General features: G+C 43.8%; 19 protein-coding genes and 1 tRNA gene. 6 read left to right on the top strand and 14 right to left on the bottom strand.

The genetic code is table 11. The features are described 5' to 3' along the window. The first annotated feature begins 80 nt into the window (after window positions 1-80). The 4 genes from dnaJ to HTH_RS00655 are packed head-to-tail and all read left to right on the top strand — an operon-like array spanning window position 81 to window position 3,247. Window positions 81-1,223: a molecular chaperone DnaJ gene (gene dnaJ, locus HTH_RS00670; RefSeq protein WP_012962781.1), complete on the top strand. Its 1,143-nt coding sequence runs from the start codon at window positions 81-83 to the stop codon at window positions 1,221-1,223. Further along, a complete protein-coding gene (locus tag HTH_RS00665) occupies window positions 1,220-1,615 on the top strand; it encodes a heat shock protein transcriptional repressor HspR (RefSeq protein WP_012962780.1) in 396 nt (131 codons plus the stop codon). Before dnaJ ends, HTH_RS00665 begins: the two co-directional genes overlap by 4 nt. After that, window positions 1,596-2,081 (top strand): cation:proton antiporter regulatory subunit, encoded by a 486-nt coding sequence (locus HTH_RS00660; RefSeq protein ID WP_012962779.1) that lies wholly within the window; start codon window positions 1,596-1,598, stop codon window positions 2,079-2,081. The genes HTH_RS00665 and HTH_RS00660 overlap by 20 nt, the downstream gene beginning before the upstream one ends. Further along, a complete protein-coding gene (locus tag HTH_RS00655; RefSeq protein WP_012962778.1) occupies window positions 2,081-3,247 on the top strand; it encodes a cation:proton antiporter in 1,167 nt (388 codons plus the stop codon). Before HTH_RS00660 ends, HTH_RS00655 begins: the two co-directional genes overlap by 1 nt. Here HTH_RS00655 and HTH_RS00650 read toward each other — a convergent pair. The 9 genes from HTH_RS00650 to nuoE are packed head-to-tail and all read right to left on the bottom strand — an operon-like array spanning window position 3,165 to window position 10,232. Beyond that, window positions 3,165-3,830: a lysophospholipid acyltransferase family protein gene (locus tag HTH_RS00650; RefSeq protein ID WP_012962777.1), complete on the bottom strand. Its 666-nt coding sequence runs from the start codon at window positions 3,828-3,830 to the stop codon at window positions 3,165-3,167. The genes HTH_RS00655 and HTH_RS00650 overlap by 83 nt on opposite strands. Continuing rightward, window positions 3,820-5,133 carry a M23 family metallopeptidase gene (locus HTH_RS00645; protein WP_012962776.1) on the bottom strand — a complete coding sequence of 438 codons (1,314 nt, stop codon included), beginning with the start codon at window positions 5,131-5,133 and terminating at the stop codon, window positions 3,820-3,822. The genes HTH_RS00650 and HTH_RS00645 overlap by 11 nt, the downstream gene beginning before the upstream one ends. Further along, entirely contained in the window at window positions 5,130-5,855 is a 726-nt protein-coding gene (locus HTH_RS00640; RefSeq protein ID WP_012962775.1) for a 50S ribosomal protein L11 methyltransferase, read from the bottom strand. The genes HTH_RS00645 and HTH_RS00640 overlap by 4 nt, the downstream gene beginning before the upstream one ends. Further along, window positions 5,852-6,409, bottom strand: coding sequence for a hydrolase (locus tag HTH_RS00635; protein ID WP_012962774.1), 558 nt, complete (start codon window positions 6,407-6,409; stop codon window positions 5,852-5,854). The genes HTH_RS00640 and HTH_RS00635 overlap by 4 nt, the downstream gene beginning before the upstream one ends. Continuing rightward, complete coding sequence (gene ahcY, locus HTH_RS00630) at window positions 6,406-7,662, bottom strand: adenosylhomocysteinase (RefSeq protein ID WP_012962773.1); 1,257 nt, start codon at window positions 7,660-7,662, stop codon at window positions 6,406-6,408. Before ahcY ends, HTH_RS00635 begins: the two co-directional genes overlap by 4 nt. 12 nt (window positions 7,663-7,674) lie before the next feature. Next, on the bottom strand, window positions 7,675-8,334 hold the full coding sequence (locus HTH_RS00625) for a uracil-DNA glycosylase (RefSeq protein WP_014462533.1): 660 nt from the start codon (window positions 8,332-8,334) through the stop codon (window positions 7,675-7,677). Beyond that, window positions 8,307-8,555 (bottom strand): hypothetical protein, encoded by a 249-nt coding sequence (locus HTH_RS00620; RefSeq protein WP_012962771.1) that lies wholly within the window; start codon window positions 8,553-8,555, stop codon window positions 8,307-8,309. The genes HTH_RS00625 and HTH_RS00620 overlap by 28 nt, the downstream gene beginning before the upstream one ends. Continuing rightward, window positions 8,522-9,793 (bottom strand): complex I 51 kDa subunit family protein, encoded by a 1,272-nt coding sequence (locus HTH_RS00615; RefSeq protein ID WP_012962770.1) that lies wholly within the window; start codon window positions 9,791-9,793, stop codon window positions 8,522-8,524. Before HTH_RS00615 ends, HTH_RS00620 begins: the two co-directional genes overlap by 34 nt. Next, window positions 9,768-10,232, bottom strand: a complete 465-nt coding sequence (nuoE, locus tag HTH_RS00610) for an NADH-quinone oxidoreductase subunit NuoE (protein ID WP_012962769.1) — start codon at window positions 10,230-10,232, stop codon at window positions 9,768-9,770. The genes HTH_RS00615 and nuoE overlap by 26 nt, the downstream gene beginning before the upstream one ends. Window positions 10,233-10,333: 101 nt before the next feature. On the opposite strand from nuoE, the gene HTH_RS00605 reads away from it, so the two are divergent. Together HTH_RS00605 and tkt are read left to right on the top strand one after the other, a co-directional pair. After that, on the top strand, window positions 10,334-12,217 hold the full coding sequence (locus HTH_RS00605; protein ID WP_012962768.1) for a 2Fe-2S iron-sulfur cluster-binding protein: 1,884 nt from the start codon (window positions 10,334-10,336) through the stop codon (window positions 12,215-12,217). Between the two features lie 19 nt (window positions 12,218-12,236). Next, window positions 12,237-14,222 carry a transketolase gene (gene tkt / locus HTH_RS00600; protein ID WP_014462532.1) on the top strand — a complete coding sequence of 662 codons (1,986 nt, stop codon included), beginning with the start codon at window positions 12,237-12,239 and terminating at the stop codon, window positions 14,220-14,222. Here the strand turns inward: tkt and pth are convergent. From pth to HTH_RS09655, 5 genes are all read right to left on the bottom strand, one after another. Next, window positions 14,212-14,784, bottom strand: a complete 573-nt coding sequence (pth, locus tag HTH_RS00595) for an aminoacyl-tRNA hydrolase (RefSeq protein ID WP_012962766.1) — start codon at window positions 14,782-14,784, stop codon at window positions 14,212-14,214. The two genes, tkt and pth, sit on opposite strands and share 11 nt — an antisense overlap. Then, a complete protein-coding gene (locus HTH_RS00590; protein ID WP_012962765.1) occupies window positions 14,784-15,362 on the bottom strand; it encodes a 50S ribosomal protein L25/general stress protein Ctc in 579 nt (192 codons plus the stop codon). Before HTH_RS00590 ends, pth begins: the two co-directional genes overlap by 1 nt. 18 nt (window positions 15,363-15,380) lie before the next feature. After that, the gene (locus tag HTH_RS00585) at window positions 15,381-16,310 is read right to left on the bottom strand and encodes a ribose-phosphate diphosphokinase (protein WP_012962764.1); all 930 of its coding nucleotides are present in this window, start codon (window positions 16,308-16,310) and stop codon (window positions 15,381-15,383) included. Window positions 16,311-16,334: 24 nt separating this feature from the next. Further along, a tRNA-Gln gene (locus tag HTH_RS00580) sits at window positions 16,335-16,407 on the bottom strand. Beyond that, on the bottom strand, window positions 16,398-17,210 hold the full coding sequence (locus HTH_RS09655) for a 4-(cytidine 5'-diphospho)-2-C-methyl-D-erythritol kinase (RefSeq protein ID WP_012962763.1): 813 nt from the start codon (window positions 17,208-17,210) through the stop codon (window positions 16,398-16,400). Before HTH_RS09655 ends, HTH_RS00580 begins: the two co-directional genes overlap by 10 nt. Between the last annotated feature and the right edge of the window lie 30 nt (window positions 17,211-17,240).

Below are 17,240 nucleotides of genomic sequence, written 5' to 3'. Positions count from 1 at the left end.
TAGTATGTAAATGATTACAATCATAGCAAAACTTGACAATAATATACTAAAGTTTATTATGTAATGTAAAGGAGGAAACTATGGCACAATCTGCGAAGAAGGATTATTACGAGATACTGGGAGTACCAAAAAATGCGACGCAGGAGGAGATAAAGAAGGCTTACAGAAGGCTTGCGCGTAAATACCACCCTGACTTTAACAAAGACCCATCAGCTCAGGAGAAGTTCAAGGAGATAAACGAGGCTTATCAGGTGCTTTCGGACCCGGAAAAGAGAAAGCTTTACGATCAGTATGGTCACGCTGCCTTTTCAGCACAAGGGACAGAAGGTTTTTCACAGGAGGTTTTTAGCACAAATATAGGTGATATACTTGAGGAAGTTTTCAGAGGCTTTGGCTTTGAAGACATCTTTGAGAGGGCAACGAGGGAAAGAAGGAGAACCTACAGAAGACCGGTCAAAGGTGAGGATATTTACTACACAGCACAGATAACACTTGAGGAAGCTTTCACAGGCACCATCCTAAGGATACCTCTTCTTAGGGAAGTGTCTTGCCATGTATGTCAGGGTAAAGGGTACGATCCTTCTAAAGGTGAGAAGGTATGTCCTACCTGCGCTGGTAGAGGGGAGGTATATCAGAGGCAGTTCTTTATAACCATATCTCAAACCTGTCCCACCTGCGGAGGTGAGGGTGTCATAAGGGAGGTTTGCTCCAACTGTAAAGGTAGGGGAAGCGTGCCAATAAGAGAGGAGCTAACTGTGCGCATACCACCGGGAGTGGACAACGGTTCTAAGGTGTTATTTGAGGGTAAAGGACATGCAGGTAGGAATGGTGGTCCGTACGGTGATCTCTATGTAGTAGTTAAAGTATTACCTCACAAGCTTTTTGAAAGAAAGGGTGATAACCTGTATCTGGATGTAAACCTAAAGTTTACTGAGGCTGTTCTCGGTACAGAGATAGAGGTGCCTACTTTATCTGGAGAGAAGATAAAAGTCAGAGTGCCCCCAGGGACAAAGGAGGGAGACATTATTCAGGTGCCGGGACAGGGTATGCCTAAGCTTAGGGGTAATTCAAGGGGTGACCTCTTTGTGAGGGTACATATAGATGTGCCTAAGCTCAGTTTTATGGACAAAGTCTTTGGAAATGGGAAAAAGATAAAGCAGATGCTTGAAGAGCTTGACAAGCTTCTTCCAGAACCAAGCAGGATAAAGGAGAAAGAAGCATGAAGGAGAGAAGGAGATATTACACCATAGGTGTTGTCGCTCAGATGTATAGTATACATCCTCAAACCCTGAGACTTTACGAAAAGGAGGGGCTTTTGAAACCTTCAAGAACAAAGGGAAAGACAAGGCATTACACGGATGAGGACCTGAAAAAGTTAGAATTTATACTCACCCTCACGCGGGATCTGGGCGTTAATCTGGCGGGCGTTGATGTGATACTCCGCATGAAGGAACAGATGGAGGAAATGGAGAGACAAATAGAAAAACTCGTTGAGTTTATACAGAGGGAGATGTCAAAAATTTATGCGGAGGACGAAAACATCAAGTCCATAGTGTTATCGGAAAGAAGGGGGGTGTTGGATATAATAGGAAAAAATGAAGGTAAGAGAGACTGACCTGCCAGGCATAGGAAAAAAGTACGCTGTGACTTTAGCGGAAGGGAGGGACCTGGTTATCATCATATACAACACGGGCAAAAGAGAGATTTACCTCATGGAGCAGGAAGAACCCATTTGCTCTTTTGAACTCACCGATGAGGAAGCAAAAGAGCTTGGTTTTCTCGTTGCGGGGGTACTTTACCAACCCGTAAAGGTTGAGAAGATGGAGCTGATACTTAAAGAGGTTCTCATTGAGTGGATAAAAGTGGAACAGGGTTCTAACTTGGTAGGTAAGACCATAGCAGAACTCCAGATAAGAAAGATCACAGGGGCATCCGTTATAGCTATAGACAGGGGCGGGAGGATAATACCCAGTCCAGACCCTTACAGGGAGAAAATAGAGGTGGGAGATGTTCTTATAGTGGTAGGCACACGCCAACAGATAAAGCACTTCATAGAAATTTGCGGTAGGTGTAGCACTTAATGCACGCAGGAGCCGAGCTTGTATATGCGGGCTTTATTCTACTTTTTATGTTCTCCTTAGCCTACGGTCTAAAAACTCTCAAGTTCCCCTACATCATATCCTTTATGTTGTCGGGCTTTCTTTTAAAGTCCGTAGTGCCAGAAGATGTTTCAGGTATTCTTCTAATATTTGAATACTCAGCAGTGGCTCTTCTTTTTTTCTTCGTGGGTCTTGAGTACTCCTTTGAAAAACTTCTGGGTATGCTTAGAATACTAAAGGCAGGCTTTTTGGACTTGCTTATCAACTTTTTACCTATCTTTGCCATATCCTACGCGTTTACCAAGGAATTTATTCTCTCTTTGGTGCTTGCCAGCGCTCTCTATCCCTCAAGCACAGCTATAACAGTAAAGCTATTTATGGACTATAAAAGATTGATAAATCCAGAAGTGGACCTTCTTATTGGCATCCTCATATTTGAAGACCTCATATGCATAATTCTCCTCTCGCTTTTGACAAGCTTTGTCCGTTTGGGAAACATAAACTATTATGCTATAAGCAAATCAATCTTTATATTGACCTTCCTTTTTCTGCTTTTTTACCTTATCAGAAACCCTGTCAAAGTGTTTTTTGAGTTTGCAGAGAGAAAAGTTGATGAAAATCTTTTTGTTTTTCTTATCTTTGGTACTCTTTTACTTTTGTGCGGATTGGCTCTGAAGTATGATGTTTCAGAGGCGCTGGTCGCTTTTATATTTGGGGTACTCATACCAGAAAATTCCAGAGCTTTCAAAATTGTGGAGAGCTCTCTATCACCATTGAAGGAACTTTCTGTAGGTTTATTTTTCTTCTTTTTTACTTACAAGACAGATATAAACAGCCTTGAGCAGTTATCCTTTGTGCTCCTTTTAGTAGCCACGGCTCTTGTCTTTAAGCTCATCTCCACCTATATATCTTCCCTTGTTTACGGTTTTGATAAAAGGGTCTCCATGAGGGCATCACTATCCTTTTTGCAAAGGGGTGAATTTTCCCTGGTCTTCTCAAGCTTGTATCCACCTGCACAGATGATTACCTTCTTTGTGGTACTTATCACATCCCTTCTGGGAAGCTTTAGCTTTGTCTTTGCTCCAAGGTTAACCGACTTTCTTTTCCCAAGGAAGAGATCCTCAAAAGCTCCTCCTCAAGCTCCTTAGTTTTTTCTTCTATACTGTCCTGCTCACTTACCTTTATAGGCTTTCCTATATGCACCCTTCCTCTGGCAAAGGGGAGGGGTACTGTAAAGCCGTCCCACGAGCTTAGTCTTATGCATCTGTCAAACTCCGCAAAGGCGGGGATGATGACGGAAGAAGTCTTTTGAGCCAGAAAGACAACTCCCTCCTTTACCTTAAAGGCCGGTCCTTTTGGTCCATCAACGGTTATGGCTACATTATTACCATCCTTTATAGCTTTTATGAGTTTTATAACGCCACTCCTCCCACCCTTCTCTGCCCTTCCCTCTTCCGTTGAACCTCTTATTACATGGTAGCCGAGCTTTTTTAGTATGTAAGCAGCTATGTCTCCGTCTCTGAACCTGCTCACCAGCGTGTAAATGCCTCTGTCCATACCAAAGAGCGCTATTCCCAAAGCGTTTCCGTGCCATATGGCGTATATCTTGCCTCTGTCAAGGTTAAAGTCGTATCTTTTTTCCCACCTTATAGTTCTTCCCAAGATGCGCACCAGAAGAGCTATAAAAGGCAGAAGTATCTTTATGAATAAAAACCTTATTCTACTGCGCATCAAGCACTCTTTCTATTCTCGTTTTTATCCATCTTGCATCAAGCCACTCCTTTGGATTTACCTCAATGCCATGCACCAGCACGCCAAAGTGCAGATGGTCGCCCAAGGCTAAACCCGTATTACCCGTATTTCCTATAATTTCACCCTTCTTTACCAACTCCCCCTTCTTCACTTTAATCTCCGAAAGGTGCCCATACAAACTCATAAGACCAAAGCCGTGGTCTATTATGATGGCATTCCCGTATATACCTAAGCTTCCTGTAAAGACAACTATACCGTCGTTGCTGGCAGGGATGAGAGCCTTTTCAAAGGATGCAAAGTCGTAGCCCATGTGTCTGCTGGTGCTTACTTCCTCCCCTTGGTAGTAGTAATACCTTATATCCCCAAAGGTGGAGATGACCTTGCTGTTAGGAAGCTGTAAAAAGTTCCCCTGCCAAAGCTTTTTCCCTTCGCTCACAGAGCCTATCTTTTTTAATTTTTCTACATCTCTGTTCCTCCACATTTCATTAACTTCTTTAAAGGCTTCTTTTGGTGGAAGATGCTTCCCAAGAAGCGGTATTATAACCTTGTCTATAAACTCCTCCGTTAGCCGTATTTTATCTATCCTAAAATTAACCTTTGCTATTTTTGTCTTCAAAAGCAGTTCAGAGACATTACCTGCATCGTCGTAAGCTACCACTTTAATGGGCGTAGAAGGGTCTTGGTCTACCCTTATAGGAAACAGCGTAAAAAAGTAGCCTTTTTCCAGCCGGTACATGGGATATCTATCACTTCCCACATACACAAAAGCTTGAGTACCATCTTTTACTCTGACTTTTACAGCACCTGCTCCTCCCTGCACCACATACTCGGTGTAGCTTAAAGGCTCTATTTTTGGTGGTTGAGTGTCTATAAAGGTACTAACTCGGTAAGTTTCTCTGCCAAAGAGTCCGTATCTTAGGCTGATGAGCACCTGCCCTTTACCATCCTCAATTCCCATCTTCTTCGGAGATATACTCAGATATACCTTGCCATCTTTTGAAGGTTTACCCTCGTAGAGTATGAACTCTTTCTCTCCTTGGATCAGCTTTACCTTCACCAGCTTTACATTAGGTGATCCTTTAAGCTTTAGCGTAATGTCCTTTTGAACGGGTATTTTTGCAAGAGCCTCCAAGTTTTCCAACTGCGGTTTTTGGACAAAAAGCTGGAAAGTAATGTAAAGAACAAAGCCAAAAACACCTAAAAGCAATAACAACTTTATAAACTTCCTACTCCTTGGCTTCTTATCTGTCTTTCTCTCTATCTTATACTTTCTGTACTTCATCTTTTTACCACCACGGCATACCAACCTTTCAACTTCTTTATTTTAACCACCCTCAGATCCGCCAAAAAAAACAAAAACTCCTCCAGCTCCTCTTTTCCATATATGCCCGAAAAAATGGCAAGCTTTTTAAACAGAGGCTTTATATGGTCTATCTCCCTTTTGAATATACTCAGTTCAAGATTAGCTACCAAAAAGTCAAAGCTTTCCTTTATATCTTCCGGCTTTGCTTTAAGGCAGGTTATTTTGAGACGGTTAAGACTTGCATTTTTCTCACACTCCTCTATAGCTCTCTCATCTATATCTATAGCTAAAACCTTTCTGGCAGATAGTTTTTTCAGAGCAAAAGCAAGTATACCGCTACCACAACCTACATCTATGGCACTCCATCCTCTTTTAAAGAACTCCTCTATAAGCATAAGGCTTAGCTGCGTTGAGGGATGAAGTCCTGTGCCAAAAGCCATTCCCGGATTTATGATCAGTGTTTTCATGTTAGGTGGCACTATAAGAAAGCTTCTTATGCGTATGGGTCTTAAAAAGCTCTCGGGTGGTTTTACTTTTATCTTTTCAACCTTTAGGGGCTTTAGCCACTTTAACTCTGTGTAAGTGGCAAATTCTACCCTGTTATCTTGCCTTCTTATGACTTCTACACCTTGTGGCTGGTCTGCCAAAAATTGGTAAAATTCTTCCTCCTCCAAGGAGTATATGTATCTTGTGTATATCACTTTATGCGCTGTGATATGACTTTGAACTCTGGAGTTCCTGCAACTCCAAGGTGCTGAAAGAGCACCGTTTCTGTGCAAGTTATCACCGCACCCGCATCTCTCATAAACTCAAGACCTGTAAGGTGATTTTCATAAGAGCGTGAGCATACGCCATCCGCAACTACATGCACATTATAACCTCTTTTAAGGAGACCCAAGGCAGTCTGGAGGACGCATATGTGGGTTTCCATACCTGTAAGGACTATATTTTTCCTTCCGTAGCTCTCTATTGCCTCAAGAAACTTCTCCTCGTCGCAACAGTTAAAGCTCATTTTTTCAATAGGTTTATACTCAGCAATAGCGTTCCTTATTGCTTCAACTGTCTGTCCCAATCCCTTTGGATACTGCTCGGTAAGGACTACCGGAATAGAGAGGAGCTTTGAGAGTTCTATAAGGTGGAGCACATTCTCAATTACGCTCTCCCTTCTTTCCATCACTTTGGCAAGTTTCTCTTGAATGTCTATGATGACAAAAAGACTGTTCTCCCTGTTTAGGAAAAACTTTTCTAAGCTCATGTGCCAACCTCCCACGATGACAGGTATTTAACTTGTTCCGACGTAAGGCTATCTATCTCTACACCCATACTTTTTAGCTTCAAGTGAGCTATTTGCCTGTCTATGGACTCGGGCACTCTGTACACATCCTTCTGCAGCTTATGGTGATTTTTAAGTATATACTCCGCACAGAGAGCCTGATTGGCAAAGGACATGTCCATCACTGATGCAGGATGTCCTTCGGCGCTGGCAAGGTTTACGAGCCTTCCCTGTGCAAGGAGATAAATCCTCCTTCCGTCGGCAAGCTGGTACTCCTCCACAAAACTTCTCACTTCCCTTTTGCCTACGCTTAGCCTCTCAAGAGCAGGAATGTCTATCTCTACATTAAAGTGTCCTGCGTTGGAGATTATGGCACCATCTTTCATCACTTGAAAATGTTCCTCCCTTATGACGGATGTGTTGCCTGTGACTGTCACAAAAAAGTCTCCCATTTTAGCGGCTTCTATCATAGGCATCACTATAAATCCATCCATTTTTGCCTCAAGAGCTTTTATGGGGTCAACTTCTGTGACTATCACCGTTGCCCCCATACCTCTTGCCCTCTGTGCTATACCTTTACCGCACCAACCGTAACCTGCCACTACAAAGTTGGAGCCAGCTATGAGTTTGTTGGTAGCTCTCATGATGGCATCTATGGTGGATTGACCGGTTCCGTATCTGTTATCAAACATGTGCTTGGTGTAAGCATCATTGACAGCTATTATGGGAAACTTCAAAACCCCCTCTTTTGCCATAGCCTTGAGCCTTATGACACCTGTGGTGGTCTCTTCCATCCCTCCCAAAACTCTCTGTGCTATATCTGAATACTCCTTATGAAGAGTTGAGATAAGGTCCGCACCATCATCTATTACTATGTCAGGCTCTCTTTTTATCACCTCACGCAAGTGCTGGTAGTAAGTCTGTGTATCTTCACCCTTTATGGCAAAGACAGGCACACCGTAGTATGCCACCAAAGCTGATGCTACATAGTCCTGAGTAGAAAGGGGATTGGAGGCAGTAAGATAAACCTCCGCACCACCTTCCTTTAAAGTGATGATGAGATTTGCCGTCTCGGTAGTCACATGAAGACACGCCGATATTTTTACTCCTTTGAGAGGCTTCTCTTTTGAGAATCTCTCCCTTATGCTTCTGAGTACAGGCATGTCTTTTTCAGCCCACTCAATCCTTTTCTTTCCCTCTTCCTTAAGACTTATGTCTTTGATGTGATATTCCATCTTTTTCCTCCGCTAAAAAATTATACCTAAGAGTGCCTTTACTTTTTTCATGTCCTCCATAAATTCCCTGTCCGCTGAGGGATTTCTAAGCACATAGGCGGGGTGATATGTAAGCAACACCTTTATGTTTCTGCTATAGGGATACTCAAATACCTGTCCGCGATACTTGGTTATTGGAAGAGCCTTTCCAAGAAGACCCTCAAGGGCAGTAGACCCCAGGCACACTATGAGCTTGGGCTTTATTATCTCTATCTCCTTTCTCAGATAAGGAAGGCAGCTGAGCATCTCCTCCTTTGTAGGCTTTCTGTTGCCGGGAGGTCTTGACTTTACCACATTGGTGATGTATACATCCTCTCGTCTCATCCCCACCTCTTGGAGTTTGGCATTTAAATACTTGCCAGCCTTCCCTACAAAAGGTTTCTTCTGTTTGTCCTCTTCCTCACCAGGAGCTTCTCCCACAAAAACCACCGCCGAGTCTGGATTCCCATCACCAAAAACGTATCCACTGCTACCCTCGTAAAGTATGCACTTTTTCTCTTTGCTTAAAGTTTCATAAAGCTCATGGAGCATCCTTCTTTTATCTGGTTTGCTTTTTTGCTCTTTAAAACCGTAAATCTCTGCTATTCCTATTTCCTCAAGAGACTTTATTGTTGCAAGAATCCTTCTATCCACGGCTTTTCAAAACATTTAACACCTTCATCGTAGCTTTTGCTCTCTTCTATGCACTTTTTGACCTGATCAAGTCTATAAAGTGTAGCCTTTTTGCACAGAAACCATGCGTATTTGCACCAGGAGTGGTCCCTCAGAGGATTGGTATTGCAGTCCTTTTCCTGAGCGTAGGAAAATCCCAATACAAGTACTACACAGAAACTAACTTTCTTAACTTTTCCCATTCTTCTGGAAACTTCTTCATAGTTTGTCTTATGAGTCTTCCTGCTACTGCACCCAAACCGCATATGGAAGTGGGCTGTATATAGCTATTCACAAAATCAAAGCCTTCCCAATCTCTTTCGGTGGCTGTACCTTTCATTATTTTCTCAAGTAAGTTGGCTTGTTCGTATGTGCCCACTCTACAAGGTGTGCACTGACCGCAGCTTTCGTGAGCATAAAATTCAGCCACCTTGAGACACATTTCCACTATACTGTCTTCTTCTGTCAGCACTATGACTGTGCCTGTCCCACCAAAGCCCAGAGGTGAATAGTCCATAGGAGTGTCCAACTCATCAGCGGAAAAGCAATCAAGCGCACCCGAAAATACCGCCTTTACCTTCTTGTTGTTTATAGTTCCTCCTGCATACTTGTAAACTACTTCCCTTAAGGTGGTGTTCATGGGAAGCTCGTAAACACCAGGCTTTTTGACTTTACCACTTACAGGAAAGAGCTTGGGACCTGGATAATCGCTGGGTCCTATGTACCTGTAGTCTTCCCATCCAAGTTTAATGATAAAGGGTATGTTGCAGAGCGTCTCTACATTGTTTACCACGGTAGGTCTTCCAAAAAGACCGTACTGCACAGGAAAAGGTGGTTTAGTCCTTGGAAAGCCTCTTTTACCTTCTAAGGACTCTATAAGAGCGCTCTCCTCACCGCATATATAAGCACCTGCACCCTTTGCTACATATATCTCAAGGTCAAAACCGCTTCCCAGAATGTCCTTTCCCAAAAAGCCCTTCTTTTTAGCTTCCTCTATGGCGTCTTTTAGTATGTAATAGGCTGCTGGATACTCTCCTCTGATATAGATAAAGGCTTGGTTTGCTCCCAGAGCATAAGCTGATATGATCATACCTTCTATGAGAAGATGTGGGTCTCTTTCAAGAAGCACCCTATCCTTGAAGGTCCCCGGCTCGGACTCATCTGCGTTGCATATAAGATACCTGGGGGCTGGGTTTTGAATGGCAAACTTCCACTTTTTCCCTGTGGGGAAACCCGCACCACCACGACCTCTTAGCTGACTTTTATCCACCCAGTCCACTATCTCCTCGGGCGACATGTTGATGGCTTTCTCAAGCGCCTGATAGCCACCATCCTTCAGGTATTCTTCTATAAGATGCACCCTTGGCTTTTTTGCTCTTCTTAGGAGCATGTCAAGGGTTGTCTCTGCGTATATGTTAGGCGTAACGGGATAGGACCTCATTTAACTTCTCCTTGTTTTCAAACTTATAAGCGTCTTCGTCTACCATGAAAAAGGGAGCTTCTGAGCATGCTCCCAAGCATTGAACCGCCAAAAGCTTAAATCGCCCGTCTTTTGTAACCTGCCCAAAGTCTATGTTTAAAAGCTCCCTTAAAGCTTTTATAAGTTTGTCCTTACCCATAAGATGGCAAACAACACTTACGCAGACTCTTATCCTGTGTCTTGCAGGCTCTCCTCTATCAAACATATCGTAAAAGGACACCACATTTTCCACATGATTGAGAGGCAAGTCAAGGATCTTTGCCACCTCTTCAAGAGCAAATTCTGGAATGTGTCCGTAGTGGTTTTGAACCTCATGAAGACAGAGAAGTATAGCCTGCTCCCTTTTGGGAAAGTATTCCGCATGCTGCTTGAGCTTTTCCAGAAGGCTTTCTTCCAGCATGGCTTAATAAATTATAACTTCATAAAGCTTACAAAGCATTTATGACCCAAATCATAATAACAACAAAAGGGATAACAGCTGTGGTATCTTAACAGAAAGACATGGAGAAGAAGGTAAAGATAGTTATAGATGGAAGAGAGATAGAAGCTCAGGAAGGGCAAACCCTCTTGGAAGTTGCTCTAAAGGAAGGTATAAGCATACCTTACTTTTGCTATCACCCAAAGCTTAAGATCATAGGTGCCTGTAGAATGTGCATAGTCTATAACGAAAAGACGGGAAGACTGATAACCTCCTGCAACACAAGGGTGGAAGATGGCATGATCATATCCACTCAGCACCAGCTGGTTAAAAACAATCAGAGGTATCTGCTTCAGGCTTTTATGACAAGACATCCCCTTGACTGTCCTATATGCGATAAGGCAGGAGAGTGTGACCTTCAGAATTACGGTGCGCTCTTTGGACCCCAAAGACAGATAGTGCCAGTATCTGCCCTTGAAAAGGAAAGACACTACATAGATTGGGAGAGTGATTTTCTTGAGTATTACACCAACAGGTGTGTGGTGTGTTATAGATGCACAAGAGTGTGCGATGATGTAAACGGAGCGCGCGCCCTTTATGTTGAAGAGAGAGGCTTTCATACCAATATAGTGCCTACCGTAAGACCCATAGACACATCCTCCTGTGAGATGTGCGGTCTTTGTGTGCATGTCTGCCCAGTTGGAGCCATCATCTCCAAACCTTTCAAGTACTGGACGAGAAGCTGGCTTTTGAAAAGAGAAATAACTGTTTGCAGTGTGTGTCCTGTGGGATGCCAGGTGCAGGTGGAGTATGGCATAGGCGACTGGAGGTCAAAGGAGAAGGTTTACAGAACCAAGCCTACGGATGACCTTGAAATATGCGCAAAAACTTTCTTTGGCTACGATGCACTAAACAGGGATAGACTCTTAAAACCTCACAGATACGGAAAGGAAGAGAGCATAGGGAATGTAATAAACCATCTTGCCTACATGCTGAAAAGCAAAGGAGAAGAAACAGCTATTTTACTCTCTTCTTATCTGAGCAACGAAGTTTTAGGTGTGCTAAAAGAAGTAGCTACGAGGGTGGGTGCTTACATAACATCACCTCTAACGGTGGACTTTTATGCCTTCTTGGAGGGCTACGGTGATTATACGCCTCTGCACTTGGAGGACATAAAAGGAGCGGACCACTATGTGCTTGTGGGTGATGACATTACCTCCAGTGCACCAGTCCTCTCTTACTACATAAAAGGCAAAGTTTATAAGTATGGCAGGACATACAAAGATGCCAAGCTAAAACCAATAAACTTAGAAGGACTTGACCATCTCCCCGGAGGGGGCATCATAATAGTAAATACAACAGGGATGGCTTGCGAGGAGGCCAGAAACCTCGGAGCCAAGATAAAGAGAATATCTGAGGAGAAAGGCTATCGGGTGCTTATCCTTCATAGAGATGCCAATTACTTGGGAGTTTATGGCATTTTTGGCAGAGATATGCTTTCTGACCTGGGGAGTATAATGGAGGAGGTTAGAGAGAGGAGGATAAAAAACCTCTTGGTGTTTGGTGAAGACCTCCCTGACTATTATCAAGAAGAGGATATTCAGGAGATTTTTAGAAAGCTTGAAAACTTGGTAGTCTTTTCACCCTTTGCGGATGGACTTGCCAGATGGGCAAGCATTGCTGTGCCTATGAATCTTTACGGTGAAGCACAGGGAAATTTCCATACCCTTAAGGGTTTGAGAAGCTCCAAGAGATTCCTTCCCTGGTCCTTTGATGAAAGGAGCTTTTACGAAGAGCTTTTAAAATCTCTGCCTCAGGAGTTTAAAGAAGTAAAGGTTTTAAGGGGCAAAAACCCCACACTACGCAGACATCTCCACATATACAGAAGCAACTGGATAACCGATAGAAGCGAAAATCTCACAAAACTTTACGAAAAAAACGCCAAAGCTGTATCTTTTGCATCTTAATAGTATGTTGGAGGCTGGCATGAACAGGGATGATACTGTCATAAACACTATACGGTTTCTCAGCGTTGACCAGGTAGAAAGAGCCAAGTCAGGACACCCAGGAATGCCACTGGGTGCCTCCCACATAGCTTACCTCATCTTTGACAGATTTTTAAAGTTTAATCCCAAGGACCCTAATTGGATAAACAGAGACAGGTTTGTCCTTTCTGCAGGGCACGCAAGTGCCATGCTTTACTCTTTACTTTTTGTTATGGGCTATGATATTAACCTTGAAGACTTAAAGTCCTTTAGACAGTTAAATAGCAGAACGCCGGGGCATCCAGAGAGACACCTAACCCCGGGTGTAGAGGCAACCACTGGACCTCTCGGTCAAGGCATTGGCAACGCAGTAGGTATGGCTATTGCGGAGAAGTATCTGTCTAACTTCTTCAACAGAGAAGGTTTCCCCATAATAGACCACTACACCTTTGCCTTAGTAAGCGATGGAGACCTTATGGAGGGAGTCTCCTGTGAGGTGGGACAGCTGGCAGGACACCTCAAACTCGGCAAACTTATAGTCATCTGGGATAACAATGGAGTGTCCATAGATGGACCCACATCTCTTGCTTGGTCGGAGGATGTGTTAAAGAGATTTTCAGCTTTTGGCTGGCATGTGGCTCACATAGAGGACGGCTACAACCTGGATGAGTTAGAAAGAGCCATAAAGTCTGCCATGGAGGAAAAAGAAAGACCATCTTTTATCTCCGTCAGAACCCACTTAGGTTATGGCAGTCCAAAGCAGGACGATGCCAGTGTGCATGGTGCTCCATTGGGCAAAGAATTAGCTCTTGAAACCAAGCGAAGGTTTGGCTGGAGCGAAGAGGAGTTTTATGTGCCTGAGGAAGTATACAACTACAGAAAAGAGAAGATAGAAAAAGGATTGAAAGCACAAGAGGAGTGGAACAGACTCTTTGAGGAGTACAGAAGGGCTTACCCGGACTTGGCTCAGAAGCTTTTAAAAGCTTTCAAAGGGGATTGGGGGGAGGATTACAAAATTCACATACCAGTATTTACAGAGCCAATGGCTACCAGACAAGCAAGCGGTAAGCTTCTAAATGCTATAGCCAAGCACATTCCCACTATGATAGGTGGCTCTGCTGACCTTTCCGAGTCCAACAACACCTACCTTCATGGTATGGGAGACTTTCTTGCTGAGAATCCTTTGGGGAGAAACATACACTACGGAGTGAGAGAACACGCCATGGGCACCATACTAAATGGCATGGCTTATCACGGAGGAGTACTGCCTTACGGAGGTACTTTTCTGATATTCTCCGATTACATGAGACCCAGCATCAGGCTTGCTGCCATGTCAGGACTGCAGGTTATATATGTCTTTACGCACGACTCTGTAGGTTTGGGAGAGGATGGTCCAACGCACCAACCCATAGAACAGCTTTGCTCCCTGAGACTCATACCAAACCTGTGGGTTTTAAGACCAGCTGATGCCAACGAAGTAGGTATAGCTTGGGACATGGCTATTCAAAGAAAGGATGGACCAGTAGCTATAGTGCTCTCAAGACAAAAACTTCCCATAATAGATAGAAACAGATACGCATTCTACGAGAATGCAAGGAGGGGAGCTTACATAATTGCAGACACGCAGGGCACGCCTGACCTTATCATATTTGCCAGCGGTTCGGAGGTTCACCCTTCTCTGTCTGCCAAGCACATATTGGAAGAGGAGGGTATAAAAGTGAGAGTTGTAAATGTCCTATCCTTTGAAGTTTTTGAACTGCAAAAGGAAGATTACAAAGAGTATGTCCTATCACCACAGGTCAAAAGGAGGGTGGCTGTTGAAGCCGGAAGAGGACTTTGCTGGTACAAGTATGTGGGGATGGATGGACTTGTTATCAGCATGGAGGAGTTTGGAAAATCCGCACCTGGAGATGTTCTTATGGATCACTTTGGGTTTACAGGTAAGAAGATAGCTCAGAGAATAAAGGAGTTTTACTTTAAACAATAGGAGAGTTGCAGAAGTTCATGGCGTCCTCTGGAGAAAACTCTACGCATCTTATGAGGCACTCTCTTGAGCGCTCCAGCACCCTGTAAAGTAGAGTCTGCTCATCCTCACTGAAGGGAGATAGAACATAACTGACCACCTGATTTTTGTCCTTTGGTCTGCCTATACCTACCTTAAGCCTGGGGAACTTTTCGGTTTTTACCTCCCTTATGATGGATTCTATACCGTGGTGCCCACCGCTACTGCCCTCTAACCTCAGCCTTATCCTCCCCAGAGGTAAGTCCAAGTCATCGTATACAACTATCATCTCGTCAGGCAAGATACTGTACTCTTCAAGCAGGTTAATCACTGCAAGTCCCGAGTTGTTCATATAAGTTTGTGGTTTTGCCAGCAGAACATCCCTTCCGCCTATTCTTGCCCTGTAAAGATGTGAAAGGCATTCCTCTCTGTATTCTCTTAGCTTCAGTTTCTTTGCCAGCTCGTCTATCACCATAAAACCCACATTATGGCGAGTATGCTGGTACTTTTTACCGGGATTTCCAAGACCTACAAGAAGTTTTATCATCAGGTGGTAGTTTCTTCGGTAGGCGTTTCCTCCACTTCAGGTTCAAGGACTACTGCAATAACCTCCTCGGGTGAGTCCATGATAACACAGCCTGAAGGTGGTGTTATATCTCTTACATGAAGCACATCACCAACATTCATAGCACTTACATCAACAGTTATCTTGTCGGGTATGCTATCCACCGATGCCTTTACCGTTAATGTGTGCATCATAACTTCAAAGGTGCCACCAAGACCTACGCCTGCAGGTGTACCAACAAACTCCAGAGGCACTTCTATCTCTATCTCTTTCGTGTGAGAGATGTCATAAAGGTCCACATGAACAGGGTCATCACCCAGATAGCCCACCTGAATGTCTTTTAGGAGACACACTCTCTTCTCTCCGTCCACATCCGCCTCAATGAGGAAGGTCTCGCCGTGAGGTAGGCTCATAAGGTCTTTTAAGCTTACATAAGCGTGCCTGTTCTCCACATCCTTACCATAAACCTCCACAGGTATATAACCTTCCCTCCTCATTCTTTTAATCTCACTTTTTTTACCTAACTCTCTTGGGATCAGTTTGAGCGATACTTTTCTCATATCTTACCTCCTTCTTCTTTATACAAAAAGCGAGCTTACCGACTCGCCTTCGTGTATTCTCTTTATGGACTCGGCAATTAGAGGTGCTACAGAAACCACCTTTAGCTTATCACAAGATTTGCCCTCGGTTGGAATGGTATTGGTAACCACCACTTGGGTAAGAGGTGATGTGTTTATTCTCTCTATGGCTGGACCGGAAAGCACGGCATGGGTTGCAACCACGGAAACTCCAGATGCACCCTTTGACATGAGCAGGTTGGTTGCAGATACTATAGTTCCTGCGGTATCTATCATGTCATCCACTATGATGGCTTTCTTGCCATTTACATCCCCTATGATATCAAGTACTTCCGCCACATTAGGTTCCGGTCTTCTTTTGTATATGATGGCTATACCGCATCCGAGTTTGTTGGCAAGCCTTCGTGCCCTTTCCACACCTCCAGCATCCGGTGAAACCACAACCGTATTTTCATCCACCTTATCCTTGAGGTAGTCGTAAAGTACATTCAGGGCGTAGAGATTGTCTACGGGTATGTTAAAAAATCCCTGTATTTGTGGGGAGTGAAGGTCAACCACTACAAGCCTCTGAGCACCAGCAACAGTTATGAGGTCTGCAAGGAGTCTTGCACTTATAGGTACGCGCGGTCTATCTTTTCTATCCTGCCTAGCATAAGCGTAATATGGGATAACCGCGGTTATCCTTCCTGCGGAAGCTCTCTTTAGGGCATCAAGTATCAGAAGTAGCTCCATGATATGTTCATTCACAGGTGGGCACAGGGATTGGATGATAAAAACATCCTCACCTCTCATAGATTCGTTTATCTGAACTCTTATCTCACCGTCGCTAAAGCGAGAAACTATCATATCAGATATGGGTATGCCAAGATAATCAGAAACTTCTTTAGCCAAAGATGGATTGCTGTTACCTGTAAGGAGCTTTATTATCATTGCATCACCTCATTTGATGTAAAACTGGGGTGCCTGGACTCGAACCAGGAACCCCCGGATCCAAAGTCCGGTGCTCTGCCAGTTGAGCTACACCCCATTATAGCTTTTGACCTCATATAAGCGCCATCCTCTAAGAGCAGCACCCTTCTTTACTTGCTCAGACGCTTCACCTATATAAAATACGCATGACCCGCTACCGCTCACCACAGGTCTGTAGCCCAAATACTCTAAAAACCTGTAAGCTTCCTTTATCTCCGGAAACAGCTCCATAGCCACCTGCCCCAGGGTATTCTCCAGCACCTCAAACTTACCTTCTAAGAGACAGCTTATTATTTTATCATCTTCAATTTTATCTGTCAATGATGCATCCCTTACCGCACTATAGACTCTGCGTGTAGAGGCCACTACATTGGGATAAACCAATGTAATTTTTAAGTCAAGGTGTTTAATAGGTTCTACCACATCACCCCTACCTCTGCCTACCGCTGTACCCCCATAAAGGAAGAAGACAGCATCAGAGGATACTTCTTTTGCTATGTTTTCCAGGTCCTCAACACTTAAAGGTTCACCCAGTAGCTGGTTTACCACCTTTAGCACAGTAGCACAGTTGGAAGAACCACCACCAAGACCCGCACCTTCAGGAATGTTCTTTTTAATGTATATGCTAAAATCTATATCTCTTCCCAAGTATTTCTCCATAAGCCTGAGGGCTTTGTATACTAAGTTCTTTTCCTGTGGTATTAAGCTGCTGGTTTCTACCTTTAGCGGACCCTCCTTTATGAAAATCTCGTCAAAAAGTGATACAGCTTGGTATATGGTGAATATTTCGTGATAACCATCAGCTCTCCTTCCTAAAAGCCACAGACCGAGGTTTACCTTAGCTGGAGACAAAACACGCATAACCTAAAATTATAAATCAGAGTATAATTT

The sequence above is a fragment of the Hydrogenobacter thermophilus TK-6 genome, assembly GCF_000010785.1.
Classification (GTDB): domain Bacteria; phylum Aquificota; class Aquificia; order Aquificales; family Aquificaceae; genus Hydrogenobacter; species Hydrogenobacter thermophilus.
The sequence above is the reverse complement of the archived record's forward strand: the minus strand, read 5'-3'. Positions and strand labels throughout refer to the sequence as shown.